The sequence below is a fragment of the Mobiluncus curtisii ATCC 43063 genome, from assembly GCF_000196535.1.
GTDB classification, from domain to species: Bacteria; Actinomycetota; Actinomycetes; order Actinomycetales; family Actinomycetaceae; genus Mobiluncus; species Mobiluncus curtisii.
The window spans coordinates 950,529-971,370 of the sequence record NC_014246.1; the positions used below are offsets into that span (position 1 = coordinate 950,529).

The 20,842-nt window shown below is 58.6% G+C and carries 20 protein-coding genes; 5 read left to right on the forward strand and 15 right to left on the reverse strand.

Going from position 1 to position 20,842, the window contains the following annotated elements; translation table 11 throughout:
* Positions 1 to 315 precede the first annotated feature (315 nt).
* The 4 genes from HMPREF0573_RS04010 to HMPREF0573_RS04025 are packed head-to-tail and all read left to right on the forward strand — an operon-like array spanning position 316 to position 4,425.
* Positions 316 to 1,812 carry a DUF1538 domain-containing protein gene (locus HMPREF0573_RS04010; RefSeq protein ID WP_013188978.1) on the forward strand — a complete coding sequence of 499 codons (1,497 nt, stop codon included), beginning with the start codon at positions 316 to 318 and terminating at the stop codon, positions 1,810 to 1,812.
* Positions 1,805 to 2,482, forward strand: coding sequence for a P-II family nitrogen regulator (locus HMPREF0573_RS04015; protein ID WP_004007679.1), 678 nt, complete (start codon positions 1,805 to 1,807; stop codon positions 2,480 to 2,482). Before HMPREF0573_RS04010 ends, HMPREF0573_RS04015 begins: the two co-directional genes overlap by 8 nt.
* Positions 2,483 to 4,117 (forward strand): DUF1538 domain-containing protein, encoded by a 1,635-nt coding sequence (locus HMPREF0573_RS04020; RefSeq protein WP_013188979.1) that lies wholly within the window; start codon positions 2,483 to 2,485, stop codon positions 4,115 to 4,117.
* Positions 4,114 to 4,425 (forward strand): P-II family nitrogen regulator, encoded by a 312-nt coding sequence (locus HMPREF0573_RS04025; RefSeq protein WP_004007677.1) that lies wholly within the window; start codon positions 4,114 to 4,116, stop codon positions 4,423 to 4,425. Before HMPREF0573_RS04020 ends, HMPREF0573_RS04025 begins: the two co-directional genes overlap by 4 nt.
* 89 nt (positions 4,426 to 4,514) lie before the next feature.
* Here the strand turns inward: HMPREF0573_RS04025 and HMPREF0573_RS04030 are convergent, their stop codons facing one another.
* Positions 4,515 to 4,997, reverse strand: coding sequence for a CarD family transcriptional regulator (locus HMPREF0573_RS04030; RefSeq protein WP_004007676.1), 483 nt, complete (start codon positions 4,995 to 4,997; stop codon positions 4,515 to 4,517).
* A 139-nt stretch (positions 4,998 to 5,136) separates the two neighbouring features.
* Between HMPREF0573_RS04030 and HMPREF0573_RS04035 the strand changes: the two genes are divergently transcribed.
* On the forward strand, positions 5,137 to 5,370 hold the full coding sequence (locus HMPREF0573_RS04035) for a hypothetical protein (RefSeq protein ID WP_004007675.1): 234 nt from the start codon (positions 5,137 to 5,139) through the stop codon (positions 5,368 to 5,370).
* A gap of 269 nt (positions 5,371 to 5,639) precedes the next feature.
* On the opposite strand, the gene HMPREF0573_RS04040 is transcribed toward HMPREF0573_RS04035, so the two are convergent.
* The 14 genes from HMPREF0573_RS04040 to HMPREF0573_RS04105 all read right to left on the reverse strand — a co-directional run bounded on the left by HMPREF0573_RS04040 (position 5,640) and on the right by HMPREF0573_RS04105 (position 20,832).
* Entirely contained in the window at positions 5,640 to 6,374 is a 735-nt protein-coding gene (locus tag HMPREF0573_RS04040) for a phosphoglyceromutase (protein WP_013188980.1), read from the reverse strand.
* 78 nt (positions 6,375 to 6,452) lie between these two features.
* Complete coding sequence (locus HMPREF0573_RS04045; protein ID WP_004007673.1) at positions 6,453 to 6,776, reverse strand: AzlD domain-containing protein; 324 nt, start codon at positions 6,774 to 6,776, stop codon at positions 6,453 to 6,455.
* Positions 6,773 to 7,531: an AzlC family ABC transporter permease gene (locus tag HMPREF0573_RS04050; RefSeq protein WP_013188981.1), complete on the reverse strand. Its 759-nt coding sequence runs from the start codon at positions 7,529 to 7,531 to the stop codon at positions 6,773 to 6,775. Before HMPREF0573_RS04050 ends, HMPREF0573_RS04045 begins: the two co-directional genes overlap by 4 nt.
* Positions 7,532 to 7,552: 21 nt before the next feature.
* Positions 7,553 to 9,073 carry a cysteine--tRNA ligase gene (gene cysS, locus HMPREF0573_RS04055; RefSeq protein WP_013188982.1) on the reverse strand — a complete coding sequence of 507 codons (1,521 nt, stop codon included), beginning with the start codon at positions 9,071 to 9,073 and terminating at the stop codon, positions 7,553 to 7,555.
* Between the two features lie 211 nt (positions 9,074 to 9,284).
* Entirely contained in the window at positions 9,285 to 10,262 is a 978-nt protein-coding gene (gene rlmB, locus HMPREF0573_RS04060) for a 23S rRNA (guanosine(2251)-2'-O)-methyltransferase RlmB (protein ID WP_004007670.1), read from the reverse strand.
* Between the two features lie 59 nt (positions 10,263 to 10,321).
* Positions 10,322 to 10,876, reverse strand: a complete 555-nt coding sequence (locus HMPREF0573_RS04065; RefSeq protein ID WP_004007669.1) for a DUF1003 domain-containing protein — start codon at positions 10,874 to 10,876, stop codon at positions 10,322 to 10,324.
* Positions 10,869 to 12,353, reverse strand: a complete 1,485-nt coding sequence (locus tag HMPREF0573_RS04070; protein ID WP_004007668.1) for a magnesium transporter MgtE N-terminal domain-containing protein — start codon at positions 12,351 to 12,353, stop codon at positions 10,869 to 10,871. The genes HMPREF0573_RS04065 and HMPREF0573_RS04070 overlap by 8 nt, the downstream gene beginning before the upstream one ends.
* Before the next feature lie 41 nt (positions 12,354 to 12,394).
* Positions 12,395 to 13,315: a cytochrome c biogenesis CcdA family protein gene (locus HMPREF0573_RS04075; protein ID WP_013188983.1), complete on the reverse strand. Its 921-nt coding sequence runs from the start codon at positions 13,313 to 13,315 to the stop codon at positions 12,395 to 12,397.
* Positions 13,316 to 13,385: 70 nt separating this feature from the next.
* Complete coding sequence (locus tag HMPREF0573_RS04080; RefSeq protein WP_004007666.1) at positions 13,386 to 14,240, reverse strand: DsbA family protein; 855 nt, start codon at positions 14,238 to 14,240, stop codon at positions 13,386 to 13,388.
* A 66-nt stretch (positions 14,241 to 14,306) separates the two neighbouring features.
* Complete coding sequence (locus HMPREF0573_RS04085) at positions 14,307 to 16,157, reverse strand: N-acetylmuramoyl-L-alanine amidase (protein WP_004007665.1); 1,851 nt, start codon at positions 16,155 to 16,157, stop codon at positions 14,307 to 14,309.
* 21 nt (positions 16,158 to 16,178) lie between these two features.
* Positions 16,179 to 17,369, reverse strand: coding sequence for a variant leucine-rich repeat-containing protein (locus HMPREF0573_RS04090; RefSeq protein ID WP_013188984.1), 1,191 nt, complete (start codon positions 17,367 to 17,369; stop codon positions 16,179 to 16,181).
* A 66-nt stretch (positions 17,370 to 17,435) separates the two neighbouring features.
* Positions 17,436 to 18,236 (reverse strand): anaerobic ribonucleoside-triphosphate reductase activating protein, encoded by an 801-nt coding sequence (locus HMPREF0573_RS04095; protein WP_013188985.1) that lies wholly within the window; start codon positions 18,234 to 18,236, stop codon positions 17,436 to 17,438.
* Between the two features lie 77 nt (positions 18,237 to 18,313).
* The gene (locus HMPREF0573_RS04100) at positions 18,314 to 20,209 is read right to left on the reverse strand and encodes a ribonucleoside triphosphate reductase (RefSeq protein WP_049776694.1); all 1,896 of its coding nucleotides are present in this window, start codon (positions 20,207 to 20,209) and stop codon (positions 18,314 to 18,316) included.
* Positions 20,210 to 20,553: 344 nt separating this feature from the next.
* Positions 20,554 to 20,832, reverse strand: a complete 279-nt coding sequence (locus HMPREF0573_RS04105) for a hypothetical protein (protein ID WP_004007661.1) — start codon at positions 20,830 to 20,832, stop codon at positions 20,554 to 20,556.
* Between the last annotated feature and the right edge of the window lie 10 nt (positions 20,833 to 20,842).

Consider the following 20,842-nt stretch of genomic DNA (forward strand, 5'->3'; position numbering starts at 1 on the left):
TTTTCTGCCATGTTTAGGTGTGAAAACTTCTGTGGTTTTTCGGAATAGTTGCACTAACGACCGATTTCAACCCAGAATTTGGACCATCATTGAGTCCCGGTTTTCTAAACCTGCAGGTTATGGCGATTCTAGTTGCGTGGAGCCCGCACTTATCGGCGTGAAATCGGTCATTCGTGCAATACAAGCCGGTTTTACGCGAGGGCGGTGGCGGAGGCATCCCCCCGAACTCCGCCAGACCTCGCGCTGCCTGAGCGATACTTTTTGGCGGAATAACTTGATAGGCTGGCATAAAACCGCCCCTATGGAGGAGCCAAGTTGCTTGCTGATTTTTCTGCCCCGCTGCGAAAGTTAAAAGAGACGCTGCTCTCTGTGACACCGATTGTGGGCATTGTCGTGATTTTGGCACTCACGCTGGTTCCCTTGGAAGGCTCACTGCCGGCACGTTTCGCCTTGGGCACGTTAGCCATAATCGTGGGGCTGGCGATATTCCTGCTGGGAGTGGATATTGGTCTGACCCCCATCGGGCAGCTGCTGGGTCACGCTATCGCTCGATCCGGCAAGCTCGCAGTCGTGATAGCAGCGACTTTTGTGCTGGGTCTGTTTGTTTCAGTTGCTGAGCCTGACCTGCACATATATGGCGGTCAAGTGGAGCTGATTACCGGCGGAATGCTGGGCAAGCTCTTTTTGGTGTTGGTGGTGAGCTTGGGGATAGCGGTGCTCCTGACCATCGGAATGGTCCGCATCATCCGTTCCGTTCCCTTGAAATTGATTCTCCTGGGCGCTTATGTTTTGGTGGCGGTCCTGGGATTTTTTGCCCCCACTGAGTACCTCGCAATTTCTTTCGATGCTTCCGGAGCCACTACCGGGGCATTGACCGTGCCGTTCATCTTGGCGATGGCGGCAGGCGTCTCTGCGATGAAAAAGGATTCCCGCAGCGGAGAAGCCGATGCGTTTGGGCTGGTGGGGATTGCTTCCGCGGGGGCAATTTTGGCAGTGTTGGTCACTGCGGTCATATTTCAACTGGGTCAGATTCCTCGTGACATTCCTGCCCCGGAAGTGTTGGATCTCAGTCCCCTTGCGGCGTTGGCACAAGAAGCTCCGCGTCAGGTTCGCGATGTGGCGCTCGGACTGGCTCCGATTCTGACCGCATTCGTGGTGGGTGCTGTGGCAAAGTTTTTCCCCTTGAACGTGGCGAAACTGCGCCGTATCATCTGGGGCCTCGTGTTTTCCTATGCCGGATTGGTGGTTTTCTTGACCGGGGTCAACGCGGGCTTCATGGACGTGGGGCGTACCATTGGCGAAACGTTGGCAGCTAACCAGCCTCCCGCCCTGCTGCTGGCAGTGGCATTCCTGCTGGGGATAGTGACGATTCTGGCGGAGCCGGCAGTTTATGTGCTGATGGATCAGGTAGAGGATGTTACGGCAGGGGCGGTGCGCCGCAAAGCGGTGATGTTCTCGCTGGCACTAGGGGTGGGCGTGGCGGTCGTGCTGTCTACTGCGCGGGTCCTGGTGCCCACACTGGAGCTGTGGCACATCCTGTTGCCGGGATATGCCGTGGCAATCGTGATGATGCGTTACGCCCCGTCGCTGTTTACCGGTATCGCTTTTGATTCTGGCGGGGTGGCGTCCGGTCCGATGACTGCCACTTTCGTCCTAGCTTTTGCCCAGGGGGCGGCAGCGGGGACGCCGGGGGCAAATGTGGTGGTGGACGGACTGGGAGTGATTGCCACGGTAGCCATGACGCCGCTGATTACCATTCAAATTCTCGGACTAATATATTCTTCTAAGACAAGGAAGGTTTCCCATGCTTGAGAAAGACTGGCACAAAGACGCCGTGTTACTGTACGTGGTGGTCAATGACCAGATGGCCTCCAAAGTTATTGCTGAGGCGAAAAAACACGGGATTCGTGGCGCGACGGTGATGCTGGGACGGGGCACCATCAAAAATAAGTGGCTCAACGCTATCGGCGTGGTGGATTCCCGCAAAGAAGTCCTCATCATGGGAGCGGACACCGCTACTGCCAAAACCGCGATGGGCGCCCTGGCAAAACGTTTCCATTTCGAGAAACCCAACCGGGGTATCGCTTTTGCGGTTGAAATGGAGGGTATCGCGGGAACGTCCGCCATCGAACGTTGGCCCGAACCCCCCGCAGATCACGCCACGGAACCTACACAGTGGCAACTCATCACCACAATCGTGGAGCACGGTCGGGCGGAAGACGTAGTTGAGGCGGCGCAAAGTGCCGGCTCTCGCGGAGGTACTATCATCGCCGGACGCGGCTCGGGAGTAGCCCAAACCGAACTGGTGCTGGGCATGGAAATCGAACCGGAAAAAGACATTGTATTTATGCTCGCCCCTGCCCAGACTGCCCCTCAAATAGAGGAAGCCATCGACCAGCGTCTCGATTTGGAAAAACCGAACCACGGTATCCTTTTCACCCAAAATGTGGTTGCCGTCAGCGGGCTGTACCAGGGAGCATAGATGAATACCTTAACCGCAAAGCTCTGGGAAACGACCAAATCGGTCCTGCCCATTGCCGGTGTTGTGGTGCTGATGCATCTCACAGTAGTTCCCTTGCCGGGCGTGCTGCTGCCACGTTTCGGATTGGGTGCCGTCGCGGTTATCGTCGGACTGTCGCTGTTTTTGCTGGGGGTCGAGGTTGGTATCGCCCCTATTGGACGGATTATGTCCTCTACCGTGGTGAAGTCCGGACGGGTGACGGTGGTCATGACCGTCACGTTTGTGCTGGGTTTCCTGTTGACCATGGCAGAGCCGGATATTCTCATCTATGCGGCGCAGGTCAACACGCTGACCAGCGGAGTCGTGTCCTCCATCCTGCTGATTGTGGTGGTTTCAGCTGGGCTGGCAGTATTGCTGTGTCTGGGCATGGTGCGGATTCTGCGAGGCTGGAAACTGCGCTGGGTGCTGCTGGGGTCTTATGCGCTGGTGGCGCTGCTGGCGTTGGTAGCTCCGATGCAATATCTGGCGATTGCTTTCGACGCCTCCGGTGCCACGACCGGACCGCTCACGGTGCCGGTCGTGTTGGCTTTCGCGACCGGGGTGGCGTCCCTGAAACGTGACTCGGCGCGTAGCGAATCGGACGCTTTCGGGCTGGTGGCGATTGCTTGTGTAGGGGCGATTCTGGCGCTGCAAATCACGTCTATCTTGCTGCACTTGGGCGCCCTGCCGAGCACTGGACCGACCCTGACCCCTGACACCACCCATTTATTTGAACCGCTGGTGCGGCATTTCCCGATGGAAGCCCGCAGTGTTAGTCTCGCCCTCGCTCCGCTTTTGGCGCTGTTTTTGATTGGAAACGTCACGGTTTTCAAACTGCACAAGTCCGTGCGTCGAAGCGTCATTGCGGGTATCGTCATGGCGTTTTTGGGGCTGACTTTCTTCCTGACCGGCGCCAATGGTGGTTTCATGGATGTGGGGCGCACTATCGGGGTGAGCTTGGCACTTCACGGCAGCGCGCCGTTACTGCTGACCATTGCTTTCGCGCTGGGTTTCCTGGCGGTGTTGGCAGAACCGGCAGTGCACGTCCTGACGGAGCAGGTCCAGGAGGTCACTTCGGGTTCGGTGCGTGCCTCTGCGGTGATGGCAGCGATGGCACTAGGTGTAGGCTTGGCAGTACTGCTGTCTACGTTGCGCCTGGTAGTGCCCAGTTTAGAGCTGTGGCACCTGCTGCTGCCGGGATACCTGGTGGCGGTCGGGCTGGCGTTTGTGTCTTCAGAACTGTTCGGCGGGCTGGCTTTTGACGGTGGCGGGGTGGCGCCCGGACCGATGTTGACCACGTTTGTGTTGGCTTTTGCGCAGGGTGCAGCTGCCGGCACGCCCACAGCGGATGTGGTGGAGGATGGTCTGGGACTCATCACTATGGTCGCGTTGATGCCTCCGATTGTGATTCAGCTGCTCGGTGTCGTGTTCCAGGCTCGCGCCCGGCGCCGGACGAACTTGCGTGCCAAAGACCCGTGGGCGAGCCCCGCCCCGACTGAGGGCGACGACTCTCTCGCGTCCCCTACCGCTTGTGCAAAATCGACCCCCCGCGCTGCTGCCCTCGCGGCAGGGCATCAACTGGCTGATACCAGCCACGGAAAGAAGGAAAACTCATGATTCAGGCGATATTGACCATTGTGGAAAAAGGCCACGCCGAAGAGGTTATCGACGCGGCGGTGCAGGCTGGCTCGCACGGTGGGACGATTATTAATGCGCGCGGTTCCGGGGTTCACGAAACCGCTACCCTGTTTGGGATGGGTATCGAACCGGAAAAAGAGTTGGTGATGATTTTGGCTGACCAGGCGAATACCCCGCAGATTGTGGATACGATTTACGAGACTTTGGATTTGCGCCAGCCCGGAAACGGTATTGTTTTCGTGCAAAATACGACCCGCGTGCGCGGACTTTACCAACCGACCGAGTAGGGCGGGCACAGCCTACAAACGGGCACAGCGGACAAAAAATAATAGTTGGAGGTTTTCCTCCAACTATTATTTGTAAAAGTTATGGTGTTTTAGGAAGCCAAGACTTCGTCCAGACGCAGCGAAGCGTCCTCTTCATTGGTCTTTTCAGCCAATGCCAGTTCGGAAACCAGAATCTGACGTGCCTTGGTCAACATCCGCTTTTCACCGGCGGATAGTCCACGGTTCGAGTCCCTGCGGGACAGGTCACGCACGACTTCGGCAACTTTTACCACGTCGCCGGTAGCGATTTTTTCCACGTTGGCTTTGTAGCGACGCGACCAGTTGGACGGCTCGTCGGTCTTTTTGGCGCGCAGCACCTCAAAGACGTGTTCCAGTCCGGCTTCGTCAACGACGTCGCGGACGCCAACCATCTCGACGTTTTCGGATGGAATCTGGATGGTGAGGTCGCCTTGGGCTACACGGAGCTTGAGATATTCGCGTTCCACACCTCCAATAACTCGGGTTATGATCTCTTCGATCGTGGCAGCCCCATGATGGGGATAAACGACGGTTTCTCCAACCTTAAATGTCATATTGAAAATCTCCCGTTTTTGAGGTGGATATACTTATCTTATCACAATTTTGTGGTAAAGAGCAATTAAAAGTGTGTCCTCTTTTGGCGCAATGGTGCGAAAAAAGCCCGCCAATGCACGATAATTTACCGAGGTAACAATGATTGAACCGAAGAGAAAAAAGAAGTCCGGGCGTAAAAAGAAACAAGGCATTGACCTAACAAACGCTCCGGTGAAACGAAAAGCAGTCCGGGCGGCGCGTCGGGTGGTGGCTTCACAAGCTGCGGATTTGGCGGCTTTGCACGGAACTGAGGCGGAACTGCTGGATCCTCCGGTCTATGAAGTGTCGCGTCGTGGGATTCTGGCAGAACCGTCGCGGGGTACCGAATTCTAGAATTCGCGACACGCCGGGAAACTCGCGGAAAAGTGGCGACACTCCCGGTATGTTTCCGGGTTTGCGCGGCCCCGCAGGCGGATCCGAGCAAACTCCAGCCCGACCGGTGAGCGACGTCTCCCACTAGCCTGACCCACCGACCTTCTGCGTCACACGCTGACCGGGTGAATGGGACCGCGGAACCTCCAGCCCGCTCCGCAAACCACCCACGAGCCACAAAAATGGGGCGCCTCGGCAGACCGAAGCGCCCCAAACAGTTGTTTGAGGGACTATTTGCCCTGATTCGCCACTGCTTTAATCGCATTGGCGGCTGCATCCGGATCCAGGTAGCGACCGTGCGAGACAGGCTTAAAGTCTCCGCCCAGCTCGTAGTACAGCGGAATCCCGGTGGGAATGTTCAGACCCGAAATCTCATCATCGCTGATGGAATCCAAGTGCTTCACAATGGCGCGCAGCGAGTTGCCGTGGGCTGCCACCATGACGGTCTTGCCGGTCTTAAGGTCTGGGATGACTGCATCCTTCCAGTAGGGCAGAGCACGTTCCAGCACGTCCTTGAGACATTCCGCCCGCGGAATCGGCTCGCCGGCGTAACGTGGATCGGCGTCCTGGCTAAACTCGGAACCGAGTTCAATCTGGGGCGGCGGCACGTCATAGGAACGGCGCCACTGCATGAACAAATCCTCGCCGTATTCATCGCGGATAGCTTTCTTGTTCAAGCCCTGCAGGGCACCGTAGTGCCGTTCGTTCAATCTCCACGAGCGGTGCACCGGAATCCAGTGCCGGTCGCACGCGTCCAATGCCAAGTTAGCGGTCATAATCGCGCGGCGCAGCAGGGAAGTGTGTAAGACGTCAGGCAGGATGCCTTCCTTCTTAAGCAGCTCACCGCCGTGGGTAGCTTCGGCGCGCCCCTTTTCACTCAAAGGCACGTCAACCCACCCGGTAAACAGGTTTTTTGCATTCCATTCGCTCTCGCCGTGGCGGAGCAACACAAGTTTGTATGTCATAGTTTCATTCTTCCACAGCGGTTTGCCTGTAACAGGGCATTTGGTCCTGGTTTCTGGCGTGGCGGGGCATTAGCGAATTCACGAAAGCGCGGACAGGAATCCTGGTGCGACCTCACACACCCACACCGTGACCGCCGCCGCGACAGCCACAACAAACAGCGACTGTCCTCGCCAGGACAGCACCAGTGCCACCCCAATGCCCAACACTGCGGAAATCAAGGAACCGGTGGACAGGAAAGCAGCGGGAATAATCATGGCTGCCAATACTGCCCACGGCACGTAATACAGGAAAGAATTCACCCAGGGGGACTTGATGTCTCGGCGCAACACCAGCAGCGGCAGAGTGCGCAAAGCATAGGTGACCAGCGCGGTCACCAGGATAGCCGCGGGTATGTAGCTCATGATTCCCCTGCTTTCCCGGTTGTGCTGTCGGAATGATCCCGGTTCGCTGCCGACTCCTGGGGCGGAAAGAACGTGGCCCCTAGTCCCGCTGCCACCAAGGTAGCGATAATGATGCGCCAGCCCAAGGACAGCTGGGACACGAGGGGGGCAAAAGTGAGTGTGATTGAAGTCCCTGCTGCGATTGCGGTCACGATTTTTACCCGCGAGGACTGTTTAAACGGGGGGATGACAATCGCGATAAACATGGCATAGAGCAGAATCCCCGCCGCGTTTTCGACCGATTTAGGCAGCCCCGTACCGGCAAACGCTCCGACCAGAGTACCCCCGACCCAGCCTAAAAAGGGCAGAATCATCGAACCCGCATAATGAGCGAAACCGACATGGGCGCGACCAATGTTAATGGCATAAATCTCGTCGGTGACGCCGAGCCCCAGCAACATCCGCTTGCAGGTCCCGACTGGATGCGGGTTGGTGCTGGTCAGGCGTTGAGACAGGGAGGTGCTCATCAACAGGTAGCGTAAATTCACCAATAATGTGGTTATAGCTAGCTCCACCAGACCGCCATGGGCAGCAATGATAGATATGCCCGCAAACTGACCGGTAGAGGACACATTAGTGAGGGAAAAAATAGCCGAAGAGAGTGGCGGCAAGTGACCCTGTGCCCAATAAATACCAATGGCGATGGACACTGCGAAATAGCCCAGCCCGATGGGAAGTCCCGCCTTGATTCCCGCGGTAAAATCGTGTGTTTTCACAGTCTGACCTGCTTCACGAGACTAGCTGAACGTGACCGAACCGCACTGGACGCCGGCAGGGGTGTCCACCACCGGGGCGACGTGGGTTTGCAACAGGTCACGAATCGCGTCGGCACGACCCCAATCTCGCTGCGCTTTCGCCTCACCACGCTGCTGCAAAAGGGCGGTGACCAGCGCTGTTAGGCTGTCGTTTGGGGTCTCTGTGGGGTTGGGCGCAGTGCCAGGAGTCTCGGCCGCGGATACAGACGCGACCCAAGCCGGGTCGTGTGGATCCAGACCGAACACGTCTAACATGGCGCGCAATTGCAGGGCTTCCTGCTGAGCGCCTGTCGTGTCTCCGCTGTTCAAAGCCGCTTTACCGGTTTTTAATGTGCGGTGCAGCGCGGGCAGAGCGCCGGGAACATTCAGGTCATCGTCCAGAGCTGCCACAAAGTCATCAGGTAACTCGACCGCAGCGAGTTCGCGTTGCCGGGCGAGGTCTGGATTGACGTCGCCATAGACATTGCGAACCTCTGGAGCCGCCGTCTCCGCCGGGACGGACCGAGGAACTTGCAGGAGAAAACTGGTGAATTTGTCCCACAACAAAGCCGCCTGTTTCAAGGAATCCTCGGAGTATTCCAGATTCGTCCGATAGTGCGTGGTGACCACGGACATCCGCACCACTGCCGGATCCCAATCCTCCAGCAGGCGGCGTACCCCGACTACGTTGCCGACAGACTTCGACATTTTTTCGCCCTTGAGCGTCAGCCAGGCGTTGTGCATCCAGTAGCGGGCAAATCCCCAGCCAGCTCCGTGCGACTGTGCCATCTCGTTTTCATGATGGGGAAAGCGCAGGTCCAGCCCGCCTCCGTGAATGTCGAACGTGTCGCCCAGATAGGCCTGGCTCATGGCGGAGCATTCTAGGTGCCAGCCGGGACGCCCGCGTCCCCAGGGCGCATCCCAAGCTGCGTCGCTGGGTTCGTCGTCTTTTGCGGCTTTCCACAGGGCAAAGTCACGCGGGTCGCGCTTGCCCGTCTCGGTGGCGGTGTCGATTTGGGACTCGTCCTCGGTAGAAGCGAGTTCGCTAACCGGCTGGTTCGTCAGCGCGCCGTAGTCCGGCAGGGACGTGACCGAGAAGTACACGTTGCCGTTCGTGTCGCTGTAGGCGTGACCCCGCTCAAGTAAGCGCTCAATCAGCGCAATCTGTTGGGGAATATGCCCGGTAGCGTGCGGGGTCACGGTCGGGGGCACGGTGTTCAAAGCCCGGTACGCAAAGTCGAATTCCCGCTCGAAATGTGCCGCCAGCTCCCACCACGGCACGCCGGCAGCGGCTGATTTAGCCAAAATCTTGTCGTCAATGTCCGTGACGTTACGCACGTAAGTTACCGCGTATCCCCGCCGGCGCAACCACCGCACCAGCACGTCGAAGTTCAGCGCGGCGCGCAAATGTCCCAGGTGAGGAGCCCCTTGCACAGTTGGTCCGCACAGATAGAGCCCCACTTTCCCCGGTGTGACCGGTACAAAGTCGCGGACTTCATGCGTGGCGGAATCAAAAATCTTCATGAGCTAAGTCTACTGGTTCGGTGCTGTTTGGTGCAGTAGTCGTGGCGCATGCACGAATGACCGATTTCAAGACAAATTATGGGATTGGCGCGACGTGCGAGGTCTAAAACCGCATGTTGTAGCGATTTGAGTGGCGTGCAGCAAGCTTAAGGCGCGATGAAAACGGTCATTCGTGCACGGCATACCCAATTTCGCGGCAGCCTCAGCTCGTCTAACCCCGCAGGGCGGCGATTTGGTACAGGGCGATGCCGGTAGCGACAGCGGCGTTTAGCGACTCCATGCGTTTATCAATGGGGATGGACACAATCTGGTCGCAGGTCTCGCGCACCAGCCGGGAAATCCCTTTGCCTTCCGAGCCGGTCACGACCACCAGGGGCTGATCCGCCAGCTTCAAGTCGGGCAAATCCACGTCCCCCCCGCCGTCCAAACCGATAGCGAAAGCCCCCTCCGCCTGCAGCTGCTGCAAGGCATGAGTCAGGTTTCGCGCTTTAGCGACGGGCACAATCGCCGCCGCCCCCGCGGAAACTTTCCACACGGCAGCGGTGACCGAAGCTGACCGGTGCTCGCCAATAATGACCCCGTCAGCTCCAAAAGCCGCCGCGGAACGCAGCGTCGCTCCCAGGTTGTGTGGGTCAGTGACCTGGTCTAGCACAATCAATAGGGGGGGATGATTCGGCTCAGATTTAGCCCGAGTCACCGCGCGGTCCCACAAATCCATGACCTCGGCGTAATTGTAAGCGGCGATTTCTGCCGCAATTCCTTGATGGGTTCCTCCCGCGGTGATACGGTCCAGGTCGGCGGGGGAGCATTCTTGCAGCTTTGCTCCCGAAGCAGCCCCGCGCTGCACCACTTTGGACAGGCGCTCATCTTTCATGAGCGAAGCGGAAACGAACAAGCGTTTCAGCGGCACCCCGGCGGCAGCGGCTTCGACGACCGGGTTGCGTCCGAAAATGATTTCGCTGTCAGCAGCGGTGTTGGGACGGTACCTGTCTCTTGCAGCAGCCCGCTGGGTCACTCCCGAGGTATGCGTGGCTTTGCGTTCCGCCTCCAGACGGTCACGGTATGCCTGGTGATAAGGACGATTAGCAGCTTTCGGGGTCGGTCCCTTGCCTTTCAAGCGGTGCCGGCGTACCCCGCCACTGCCTTTCGGGGCGTGTGAAGCAGATTTCTTTGGACTCATGCCAACCATTTTACCTAAGAGGATTTCACTGGGCGCAAACTCACTGTGTGCCCAGGGCAGGTAAACCGTCAGCGCTGCACAGGATTCGCGTCAGAGTACGTGTCGTCTGGTTCTTCGGAGGAATCAGCGGTGCGCTGTTCCAGCTCATCGAGCAGGTCACGGATTTCGGAACGCACAAAATCGCGGGTCGCCAGCTCGGATACTGCCAAACGCAGGGCAGCAATTTCACGGGTGAGGTATTCCGTATCAGCCAAGGTTCGGGCAGCCTGCTGACGGTCCTGCTCGGCAATAACGCGGTCGCGGTCATCCTGCCGGTTTTGCGCAAACATGATGAGCGGTGCGGCATAGGAAGCCTGGGTGGAAAACATCAGGTTCAACAGGATAAACGGATAGGGATCCCACGGGTTATCCCCCAGGGAACGGGTCAACACCAGGTTCGCGGCAATCCAGACCCCCACGAAGACGGTCATCCACAGGATGAACTTGGAGGTACCCATGAACCGGGCAGTGCTCTCTGCCACCCTGGTGAATAGCGAACGATCCTGGGCGCCCATCTGGGAGCGCCGCCGCCACCCGAACACTCCGCGACGTCCGTCGGTGGGGGTCTCCAATCCCTTAGACATGGGGGTTGACCTCCTTACCTGCCTTTTTCCCGGTTTCTGGCAGTGACTGCGGGGCCCGGTCGGGATTCGTCACGAGGGCGTTCGTCGGGAGAATCGTGACCGTGGCGTCATCCTCGTCACTGGGGGCGCCTTCCGCATCGTCTGAAGCCAAGGCAGCACCGGTGTCTTGTGCGGTTTCCTCATCGTTGGCGGCAGCGGCTTCGGCCTCCGCAATGGCGGCTTCTTCCGCTTCGGCGCGGTCATCCCACCGCCAGTCATCCGGCAGCAGGTGGTCCAAAACGTCGTCAACCGAGACGGCGCCCAGCAGGGAACCGGAAACTGGTCCCACGACCGGGATAGCCGTTAGGTTGTACGTTGCCATAGTACGTGTCAGGTAGTCCACCGAACGATCCGGGGTGACGGCCTCCAGGTCGGTGTCGACGATGTTTCCCAGCATGACGTGGGGCGGTTCCCGCAAGGCTCGTTGTAGGTGTACGACCCCGATAAATTTGCCGGTGGGCGTCTCCAGGGGCGGGCGGGCAATCATGGCGATGGCTGCCAGCGCGGGAGGTATGTCGCGGCGCTGCACATGCGCCAGCATGGTGGCAACCGTGTCGTCGGGAGCCAGTACCACCGGCTCGGTAGTCATCAGACCGCCAGCTGTTTCTTCATCGTAAGCCAGCAGACGCCGCACGTCTTTCGCTTCGTCCGGCTCCATCAGTTCCAGCAGGTTAGCCGCGACTTCTCGCGGAAGTTCTGCCACCAGGTCGGCAGCGTCGTCGGGCTGCATGACATCCAACACGTCGGCGGCTCGCGCCGGTTCCAGGGAGGAAACAATCTTTACCTGATCGTCTTCCTCCAACTCTTCTAGGATGTCAGCCAGGCGGCTATCCGGCAGCTGGGAAGCGACCGAAAGCATCCGGGAATCAGACAAATCGTGCAGCGCGTCAGCCATATCGGCAGGTTTCATGTCTCCCAAAGTGGCCAGCAGGGAATCCGCTGCTTGATCGGCGCCCCCGACTGATAAACCAGTGACTTCGTCGATTCCGACATGCAAGGTTTCCCCGAGCCGGGTGCGGAAAGCCCCCCGGCGCGCCCGCGCCACGTAAAGTTCCGTTACTGCCCAAGTCCGGTCCTTTTGCCGTTCTATTGCCAAATCCAGAATCTGTGCCTGACCCGAACCGTCCTTTAACGTCACGATTCGATCCAAAACGTCTTGAATCGCGCAGGTTTCCAGTGGGCGAGCCTGGAAACGACGTAAGTTCACCAGCCCGGTCGTGATGACGGCGCCGGATTTGATGGCAGTGACGCGGGTGATAGGCACGAAAACCCGGTGGGCGCGCGTGACTTCCACCACTAAACCTACAGCGACGGGCGGTCGACGGTGCAGCAAAACGACCACGTCATACACTTTTCCCACCGGATCCCCAATGGGATCAAAAACGGCGGTTCCCCCCAGGCGTCCTACGAAGACGCGTTCCACTTCGTCTCTGCTCACGCCTAAATCCTACCTGTTTGCGCCGGTGAGGGTGGGAAACTTCAGGAGGCAGAGTCGGCCGCGGTGTCGTCAGAAGGGTAGGGGCGGCGCTTTCCCCACAGATAAACTGTCACGAAGGCGGCCAGCAGCGCGGCCAGCAGCCAGAACAGCCAGTTGGGAATTCCCGCGAGGGTGCGTTGTACCGCAAACTCCAGATTTGATTGGGCGCTGGCAGTCAGCAGGGAAGTTGCCAGACCACCGGGACCCGACAGCGCCATGACCAGACCTAACAGGGTAATCAGCAGCCCGGAAACCAAGTTTCCGAGCGTGGAATCGCGCCCCAAAACCTTGATGGGGCGCGGGCGCAGCACTCGATTCGGAATCAGGTTCCATACGAATGACAGCACCGCGACCGGGGTAAACATGCCCACGCCAAAGGCGAACATGGTAAAGAATCCGGTCACGGGAGAGCCACCGCTGACACTGAAAGCGAGGATGGAGCCCAAGATGGGGGCTTGACAGCCGGTTGCGGCGACTCCGTAAGTCAGCCCTAACAGGAAAATCGCTGCCGGTGCGGTGCGTTCCACCGGGACGTGTCCCTCCCGCGGGGACGGGTTTGAAACTTGAGCTTGTCGCGTGGCGCGTTGCCATTTCCAGACCTGCCAGCGGGTGCGCAGTCGACCAAAGTTCGGTACCGGCAGCGCCAAGGCTTGCCACAAACCGAACAGGACGATGACCAGCCCCGCCCACACCGTCAGACCGCGCAGTTTCGCGTTCAACATCGCCCCGAGTGCCCCAAAGGCGGCTCCGGTGGGCAGTAATCCCGCCATAAGCCCCAGGAAGAACACGGCGGTGCGGGACGCCAACTTAGTCTTTGACGAAAAAGCGTAAGAAAAGAAAGACGGAATCAGCAGGGCGGAACAGGGTGAAAATAGGGTCAGAATCCCTCCGGCATACGCCACCGCGAAGGTCACTGAGTCCATTTTGCGTCCTTCCCCGCGGGTCTAACGGTCCGCTGTGAGATTGAAACCTGAATCGCTTGGTGACCAGGTCCTATTTGGTAGCCAGGAACTTTTGGTACTCGATAGAGTGCTCAAAGTATTCAATCGGATAGGCTCCTGAAATCGTGGAATCGCCCAGCACGAAGAACGGCGTGCCGTTGACACCTACCGAATGCCCGGAATCGGTTTCCTCGGAAACGGTGGCTTGTGCTTCGGGGGAGTTCATATCGGTCTTGAACCGACCCAAGTCAGTGATGCCGATGGATTGAGCGATTTGGATGACTTTGTTTTCGTCATAAGTGGGGTGCTCTCCCTCTGGCGCGGTGTGGTAGGCTGCCCGCACGAAATCCCACAGTTTGCCCTGTTTCATTGCCGCAATTGAAGCCTTGGCGGCTATATCGGATTGATATTGGTCAGCGAAAATGACCATGTTGTGCCACTGGATTTTGAGAGTGCCGTCATCTACGTATTTTTGCAGTTTCGGCAGCGTATCGTTGCCCCAGCTGGTACACATCGGGCAGGAAAAATCGCTCAATACAGTCAGTGTCACCGGGGCGTCGGGCTTCCCGAGGGTGCGTTCGGGCTCATCCGCCCCGTCTCGCAGGATTTTCATGGCTTTTAGCCCGCCCTCGTTCGTGACGGAGGAGGCGAAGTCTTGACCGGGGACCAAGCCCGTTTGCGCCACGAAATCTGCCACGGCCTTTTGCGCGTCACCAGCAGTGGCGCCACCGGCAGTGGTTTTTTGCGGGCTGCTGGGGGAGGCTGCGGGGGTGTTCGCTCCCGGAGCCGTGGTGCGCCCCAGGAAAAACGCGATGGCTAAAAGCACCAAAACAGCTAGGACACCAATAATTTTCAAAGCCCACACGTTAGCGGCGCTGCGTTCCACAGATTTGTTCTTATCGCTCATTTTCCCCTCATATTCCAAAGACTGGTTAATTAAAGCATAACGGAGGTGCGGTTTGCCGCCCGGCTGCTACTGTCCGCCAGTAGGGGCAGCCGGGGAGGGCGACCCCGCAGCGGGAGACTGCGGCGATGTCGCCGCTGTCGTACCCGAAGCTGCCGGGGCAGGTTTCGATGCCGGTCGGGCTGCCTCTGCCCACGCCTTTAAACCGTCGAACAAGGATTGGGCGTAGCGTTCCTGACCGGTATCTGACTTCATCAGGGCAGCATCAGCCGGGTTACGCATCTCTCCAAGCTCCACCATTGCGGCGGGCACCTCCGAAAAATTCAATGTCGCCACATCGGAACGTTTCCATATCCCGCTGCTGATAGACCCGCCGGACTGGGGCGTGAATCCGCCCTCTTGCAGAGACTTCACCAGTTTGGTAGCCAAATCTGAGGCGGGCTGTTTTTGAGCCTCATTCAGGGGCGGCTCTGAAATCATCACGAAGAATCCGTGCTGAGCCGTGTCCGTGGTTCCGTTGGCGTGAATAGACACCATCACGTCCGCCCCGACCTTTTGCGCAAACTGACCGCGGGCGTCCACGCACGGACCCACGCCCTGATCGGAATCACGCGTCAGGAACACGGTGGCTCCCGCTGCCTCCAGTTTGGTCTTTAGGGCGTTCGCAATCTTCCAGTTGAACTCGTGTTCGGTGTAGCCGTCAGCGGTAGCAGTGCCGGTCGTGTTGCAGGGTTTTTGACCACCGCGTCCGTCGGGAACATTCGTCCCGATTTGCTGCCAAGCGGCGGCGTTACCGCCATTGTGTCCCGGATCAAGGGCGACTTTCAGTCCGCTCAGTCCCCCGGCGGTCCCGGCAGCGGGGTCCTCCGAGGGGTCTGCGTTTCCGATGGAGTCTGGATTGTTCGAGTTCGGTTTGGCGAAGTCTCTGGGGGTAGCTGTGACGGTCACGGTCGGACGCGGCACCAGGTTCATCCCTGCGCTCACCCCGATTCCCACGCTGACCAGGGACAGGATGATTCCTCCTGCCAGGACTACCAGCGGCGAAATACCGTCGCTCGGACGCGGTTCGGAGCTTCCCGTACCAACTCGACGCAACCGTAACTTGGAGGGTCCCTCTGGAGTTTGGGCAGTGAGGGACTTCCAGCGTGGTTCAGATAAATCTGCCCGTGAGGGTGGGGTGCCCAAAGTTTTTTGCGGAGTGCGCGGGGATACCGCTTTTAGGCGTTCCCAGTCAGTGTCCGGGTGTGCCGCGGCGCGTGGGGAAGTCTGGTGCGTTTTCGAGAGAGGACGAGCGCCGGTCCCCGGAGCACCGGTTCGGGGTGAGGCGGTGGCAGCGCTGGTCCCGCCCATTTCGTCCCATCCGGACACTAAAGATTTCCACCCTTCGGAATGGACCGGTTCGGGTCGGCGCTGCGTGGGTTTGCGCCCCGTGGGACTCGTGGTTCGTGCCGGTGGGGTGGTGGGGGTAGGGGGGCTGGCGGGTTCTCCCGGAGCCAGGGGGGTGTCGAAATCCGCGCGCATCGCGTCGGGGACTTCCGCGGCGTGGAATTCCGGAGTATCCGCAGCTGCTGACGGGGTGAAAGGAGGATCTTGGTGCTGCGAACCGTCCGCGTTCAGCATGTTTTGGGCATTGGCCAGCAGGGCAGCAATCCCCGGATTATCGCCGTAGGGCAGTTGCGGTATCTGGTTGGCGCTGGCGGCACCAGCCGCCTCGGCAGCGGCGGAAAACTCTTCAAAAAAGCTAGCAGCGTGGGTATCCGCCAGGCTAGATCCTGAATCGCGCTCGGGGCGAGACGCCGCACCTAGGGCGGGGGGCAGGTGGCGGCTCGGGGGCTCGCCCAGGGAGGAGGAACGTGCCGGGGGCGCAGAAGGGTAATCCTGGGTCGGTTCCCAGGTGTCGAATTCCTCCCAGTTAGGCATGTTTCTCCTGAATATGTTTGCTTATCGCGCGGGGGCGTCTTGCTGATGGTAGTCCTGCTTGGCAAAGAAAAAGCCTTTGCCGGTCATCTTGTTCCAGCATTCAGTGCCGGTATATTTCGATTGACAGGCGAAATTTTGATACGTCATGGCAGTATCGTGAAGAATCGTGTCTCCGCTGGGGGAATAGTTCTGATTGGGCTGGCAGGTGACGTTTGGGTCGCCGTCTTTCATGCTGATGACCAAAGAATCCTGTTTTGGCGTGCAGCCTGCCGCGGTGCTGACCAGGTTGCGCACCTGGCAGATGAGTTCTTCGCCGTCTACCCGGCAGGTGGAGTCTCCGGTTTCGGTGACAAAAGACTGGATGTTTTGGGCGTTGGCTGGGGCGGGAGCCTTTTCTGTGGCGGTGGGAGCTTCACTGGCGGTGCTTGGGGAGTTCGTGTCAGTCTGAGGGGAATCATCACCAATAACCCCGGTCAGCACCAAGGTTACCGCGATACCCATCCCTATCACTGCAAGCAGCAGGATGATGAAAATGACCCACAACACAGCGTTGGATTTTGGCTTTTCCGCTGGCAGATAGGGTTCGGGGACAGGAGCCATCATCGGGGCGTTACCGCTAACGGGAGCCAGGTATTGAGTTGGTGTCGCTGCGGCGGGAATCGCGCCATAGTATCCGGTTCCCAAGTTTTGGCTTGGTGCGGCATTGGGGGGGAAAGACGGAGGCAGACCGGGAGCCGCTACCGGGCTGGATATGGGGGCGTTTATCGGCGGCAAGACTGTGGTTTCTGCGGGGTTTTGCCCCAGTATTGAAGTGCGGTGGGGACTTCCGGGAGTTTCCCCGGTGGTGGAATCCGTGGCTGCCTCAGGCACCAGGGTGGTCGGTTGCGGTGTATCAGTGGAGGTGGGTTCGACTGTCTCGGGAGTTTCCTGAGCTGTGGGGGTTGCCGATTCGCGGGGGCTTGGTGACGCAGACGGTTCGGGCAGGGGTAGGGAAGGCATGGGCATGATTTGACCAGCTTCAAAAGCCGCTTGCCGCTCACGCAGGGCGGCGAGGACTTCGGGTTCTTTTTTGTTCACGAGCCAATCGAGCAGTCCCGTATATGCCGCGGGGTTTTTCGCGATTAAAGGGCGTAGTTCCGCATTGGTAGCCAGCTGTTGTAGATCCAAACCGGGAGTAGACGGGTCACTAGCCTGGGAGCGTAGTTCATCCATACGGTCATTATTCCATAAATTCGCGTCTTTCCATGTGTACCTTGGGGTTTGGCGAGGGTTGTGGGATCAGCCGGCGGTTCCGCGAAAAGTGAAATGTGTAAACATCCCGGTGAGTTCTTCAGCTTGGCGAGCCAAGTCAACCGCAAAGGATTTCGCATGATTTTGGGCGCAAAGCTCTTGAAATTCCGGGCGTGTACCGTCTGGTCGAGCCTGTTGCACCGCTAGGCATTCCACCCCGCGCTCATGCAGAGCCTGGGCTAAGGCGGGGAGGGCTGCGGGATTCGTATCGCGCGGATCAGTTCCGGGATAGGCGGTGATGCGTACCTCATAGTCTGACAGCGTTCCCGCGCGATGCGCTGCCAACACCAGGTCCAAAGCCCGCCAAGCGTCTGTGCCGGCGCGATGCGCTTGGGGACGCCCCACCACTTGTGGATAGTTTTGTGCCAGACCCTTTACGTCCAAACCGACCCAATCGAGCAACCCGGCATTCAGCAGCTGTTCCAGACGCTTCGGGTAGGCTCCCCCGGTGTGCAACCCCACCAGAAAGCCGAGGTCACGCGCCCGCTGGGCGGCGGGCGTCAGTGCTGCTTGGCGAGTCGGCTCCCCTCCGGAAAACACCACCCCGTCCAGCAAACCGCGCCGCCGCCCCAGCAGCTCCCACAAGTCTGCCTCCTGGTAACCGGCAGGCGCCCGCGGGTCAATGATGGCAACATTCTGGCAATATCCGCAGTTCCAGGGGCATCCCTGCAGGAACACGGATGCCACCAATTTTCCCGGCCAATCTACCGTGGAAAACGGCGTCACCCCCGCGATGACCAAACCCGTGAGCGGGCTGACCGCGGTGCTATCCGTAACTGCTGTGGACATGGGCGCTCCTTCTTGATTAAATGCATGACCCAGGTAACCCAGTCGGATTACCTGGGTAGCAGATTCAGTCTTTAGAGCTAAACCAAGGTCGCTTCTGCCAGGTGCGAGCGCAGCTCCCCGTGGGACGCCGCTGCGGACTCATTGAAATACTGCCGTTCGGCAAACTCGCCCTTCTTGCCGATGTTAAAGGACTGGACCGGACGGAAGTAGCCCATAACCCGCGTCCAGACTTCGCATTCCTGGTGCCGACCCTTCGCTTCGCATTGCGGGCAGGTGAAGTGTTCGCCAGAAATGTAGCCGTGCGTCGGGCAGATACTAAACGTTGGCGTGATGGTGATGTAGGGCGTGCGCCAGGTGGTCAGGGAGCGGCGCACCAGCTGTTTGCAGGCCTCCGCGCTGGACACGGCCTCGCCCATGTACAGGTGCAGCACGGTGCCGCCGGTGTACTTGGTTTGCAGTTCCTCTTGCAGTTCCTCGGCGAGGAACGGATCGTTCGTGAACCCGACAGGCAGCTGCGAAGAGTTCGTGTAGTAGGGGTTTTCGGTCGTGCCTGCCTGCAGGATTTTGTCCCCGAAACGTTTCCGGTCGGCTTTTGCCAAGCGGTACGTGGTGCCCTCGGCGGGGGTCGCCTCCAGGTTGTACATGTGTCCGGTGGCTTCTTGCAGTTCTACCATCTGTTCGCGCACCCCGTCCAGGATCCGAGCTGCCAGGGCGTGCCCACGCGGATCGGTGATGTCATAAGCGTCATCGGTGAAGTTGCGAATCAGCTCGTTCATGCCGTTGACCCCGATGGTCGAGAAGTGGTTATCCAGATTCCCCAGGTAGCGTTTCGTGTAGGGGAACAGACCGTGGTCCATGTGGTACTGGATGGTGACGCGCTTGCGTTCCAAAGTCACCGAAGCCAACTCAATGAGTTCACGCAAGCGGGCACGCAAACCGTCCTCGTCGCCCTTGTGCAGATAACCCAAACGTGCCAGGTTGATGGTCACCACCCCGATAGACCCGGTCTGTTCTGCCGAACCGAACAGCCCGTTACCGCGTTTGACCAGTTCCCGCAGGTCGAGCTGCAATCGACAGCACATGGAGCGAATCTGACCGGGGTCCAGCTCCGAGTTGATGAAGTTCTGGAAATAGGGCAGCCCGTATTTTGCCGTCATCTCAAACAGCAGGTTGGCGTTCGGGGAATCCCAATCGAAATCCCTGGTCATGTTGTAGGTCGGAATGGGGAAAGTGAACACGCGCCCGTCCGCGTCCCCCTCGGTCATGACCTCCATGTAGGCGCGGTTGATGATGTCCATCTCAGCCTGCAGGTCCCCGTAGGCAAAGTCGCACAGTTCCTCGCCTACGAGCGGTACTTCGTCGCGCAGGTCCGGTGGGCAGGTCCAGTCAAAAGTGAGGTTCGTGAACGGACACTGACTGCCCCAGCGGCTCGGTACGTTCAGGTTGTAGATGAGTTCCTGCATACACTGTTTGACGTCGGCATACGTCATGTCGTCCAGGCGGACGAAAGGTGCCATATAGGTGTCAAAGCTAGAGAATGCTTGGGCGCCAGCCCACTCGTTTTGCAGCGTGCCCAGGAAGTTCACGATTTGCCCGCAGGCCGAGGAAAAATGCCGCGGTGGATTGGAAGCAATCGCCCCGCTGACCCCGTTGAAACCCTGTTGCAGCAGCTGTTTCAGCGACCAGCCGGCACAGTATCCGGCAAACATATCCAGGTCGTGAATGTGGAAGTCGCCGTCGCGGTGGGCGTGTCCGGCAGCGGCGGGATAAACCTTGTCCAGCCAGTAGTTGGCGACCATCTTGCCCGCCGCATTCAGGATTAGTCCGCCTACTGAGTAGCCCTGGTTAGCGTTGGCGTTGACCCGCCAGTCTGCTTGGCTCAGGTACTCATCCACAGTTTCCAAGGGGTCAATCATGTGGTGGCGTGGATTGGTTTCAAATACGGGGGTCGTCTCTGGTTTCGTCGCAGTCATCTGTTTTCCTTTCATCTCCTCATCTCCCAGTGCGGAGAACACAAGAAAATACTCTAGGGGGGTATTTGGATAAATCAACTATATATTGTGCGCATGGCTCAATTGAACCCCTATATATTGTGTTTGCCCAGGTCTGTGGGTTGCGGGGATTCGCCGCTGTGCGTGTCGCTGCGCGTCTGGATACAACCGAGAACTGTACGTCAACTCGATAATTGTGAGGATTTTAGAGATTATCGGGTTTACATGTCTGTCTAGTGCTCTGGCAAAACGTATTCGTGAGCGTGTGTTTTCCCCGGTTAACTTAGCATGATGGGTGCTCATCCCCGCAAAGTCTGGAGGAAAAGTTAGCTCACGGCAATAATGACAACCAGGGCAATGATTAGCAAAACTGCGGTAATCGAGGAAAATATCAAGAGCCGTTTTTGCTCGGGGGTTACGGTGTGAGGTTGACGTGGGATGACAAAAGCGATTCCGCTCAATATCACAAATTCGATAATCCAGGCCCAAATCGGAATGTCAACCGACTTGACGGTAAACATCACAGCCGTAATCAAAGTCAGCATTGCCCCAAAAGAAGCGGATTCCCCCATCCGCATGAACTTAATTTTCGACGTATCTTTCATCCTGCGCCGC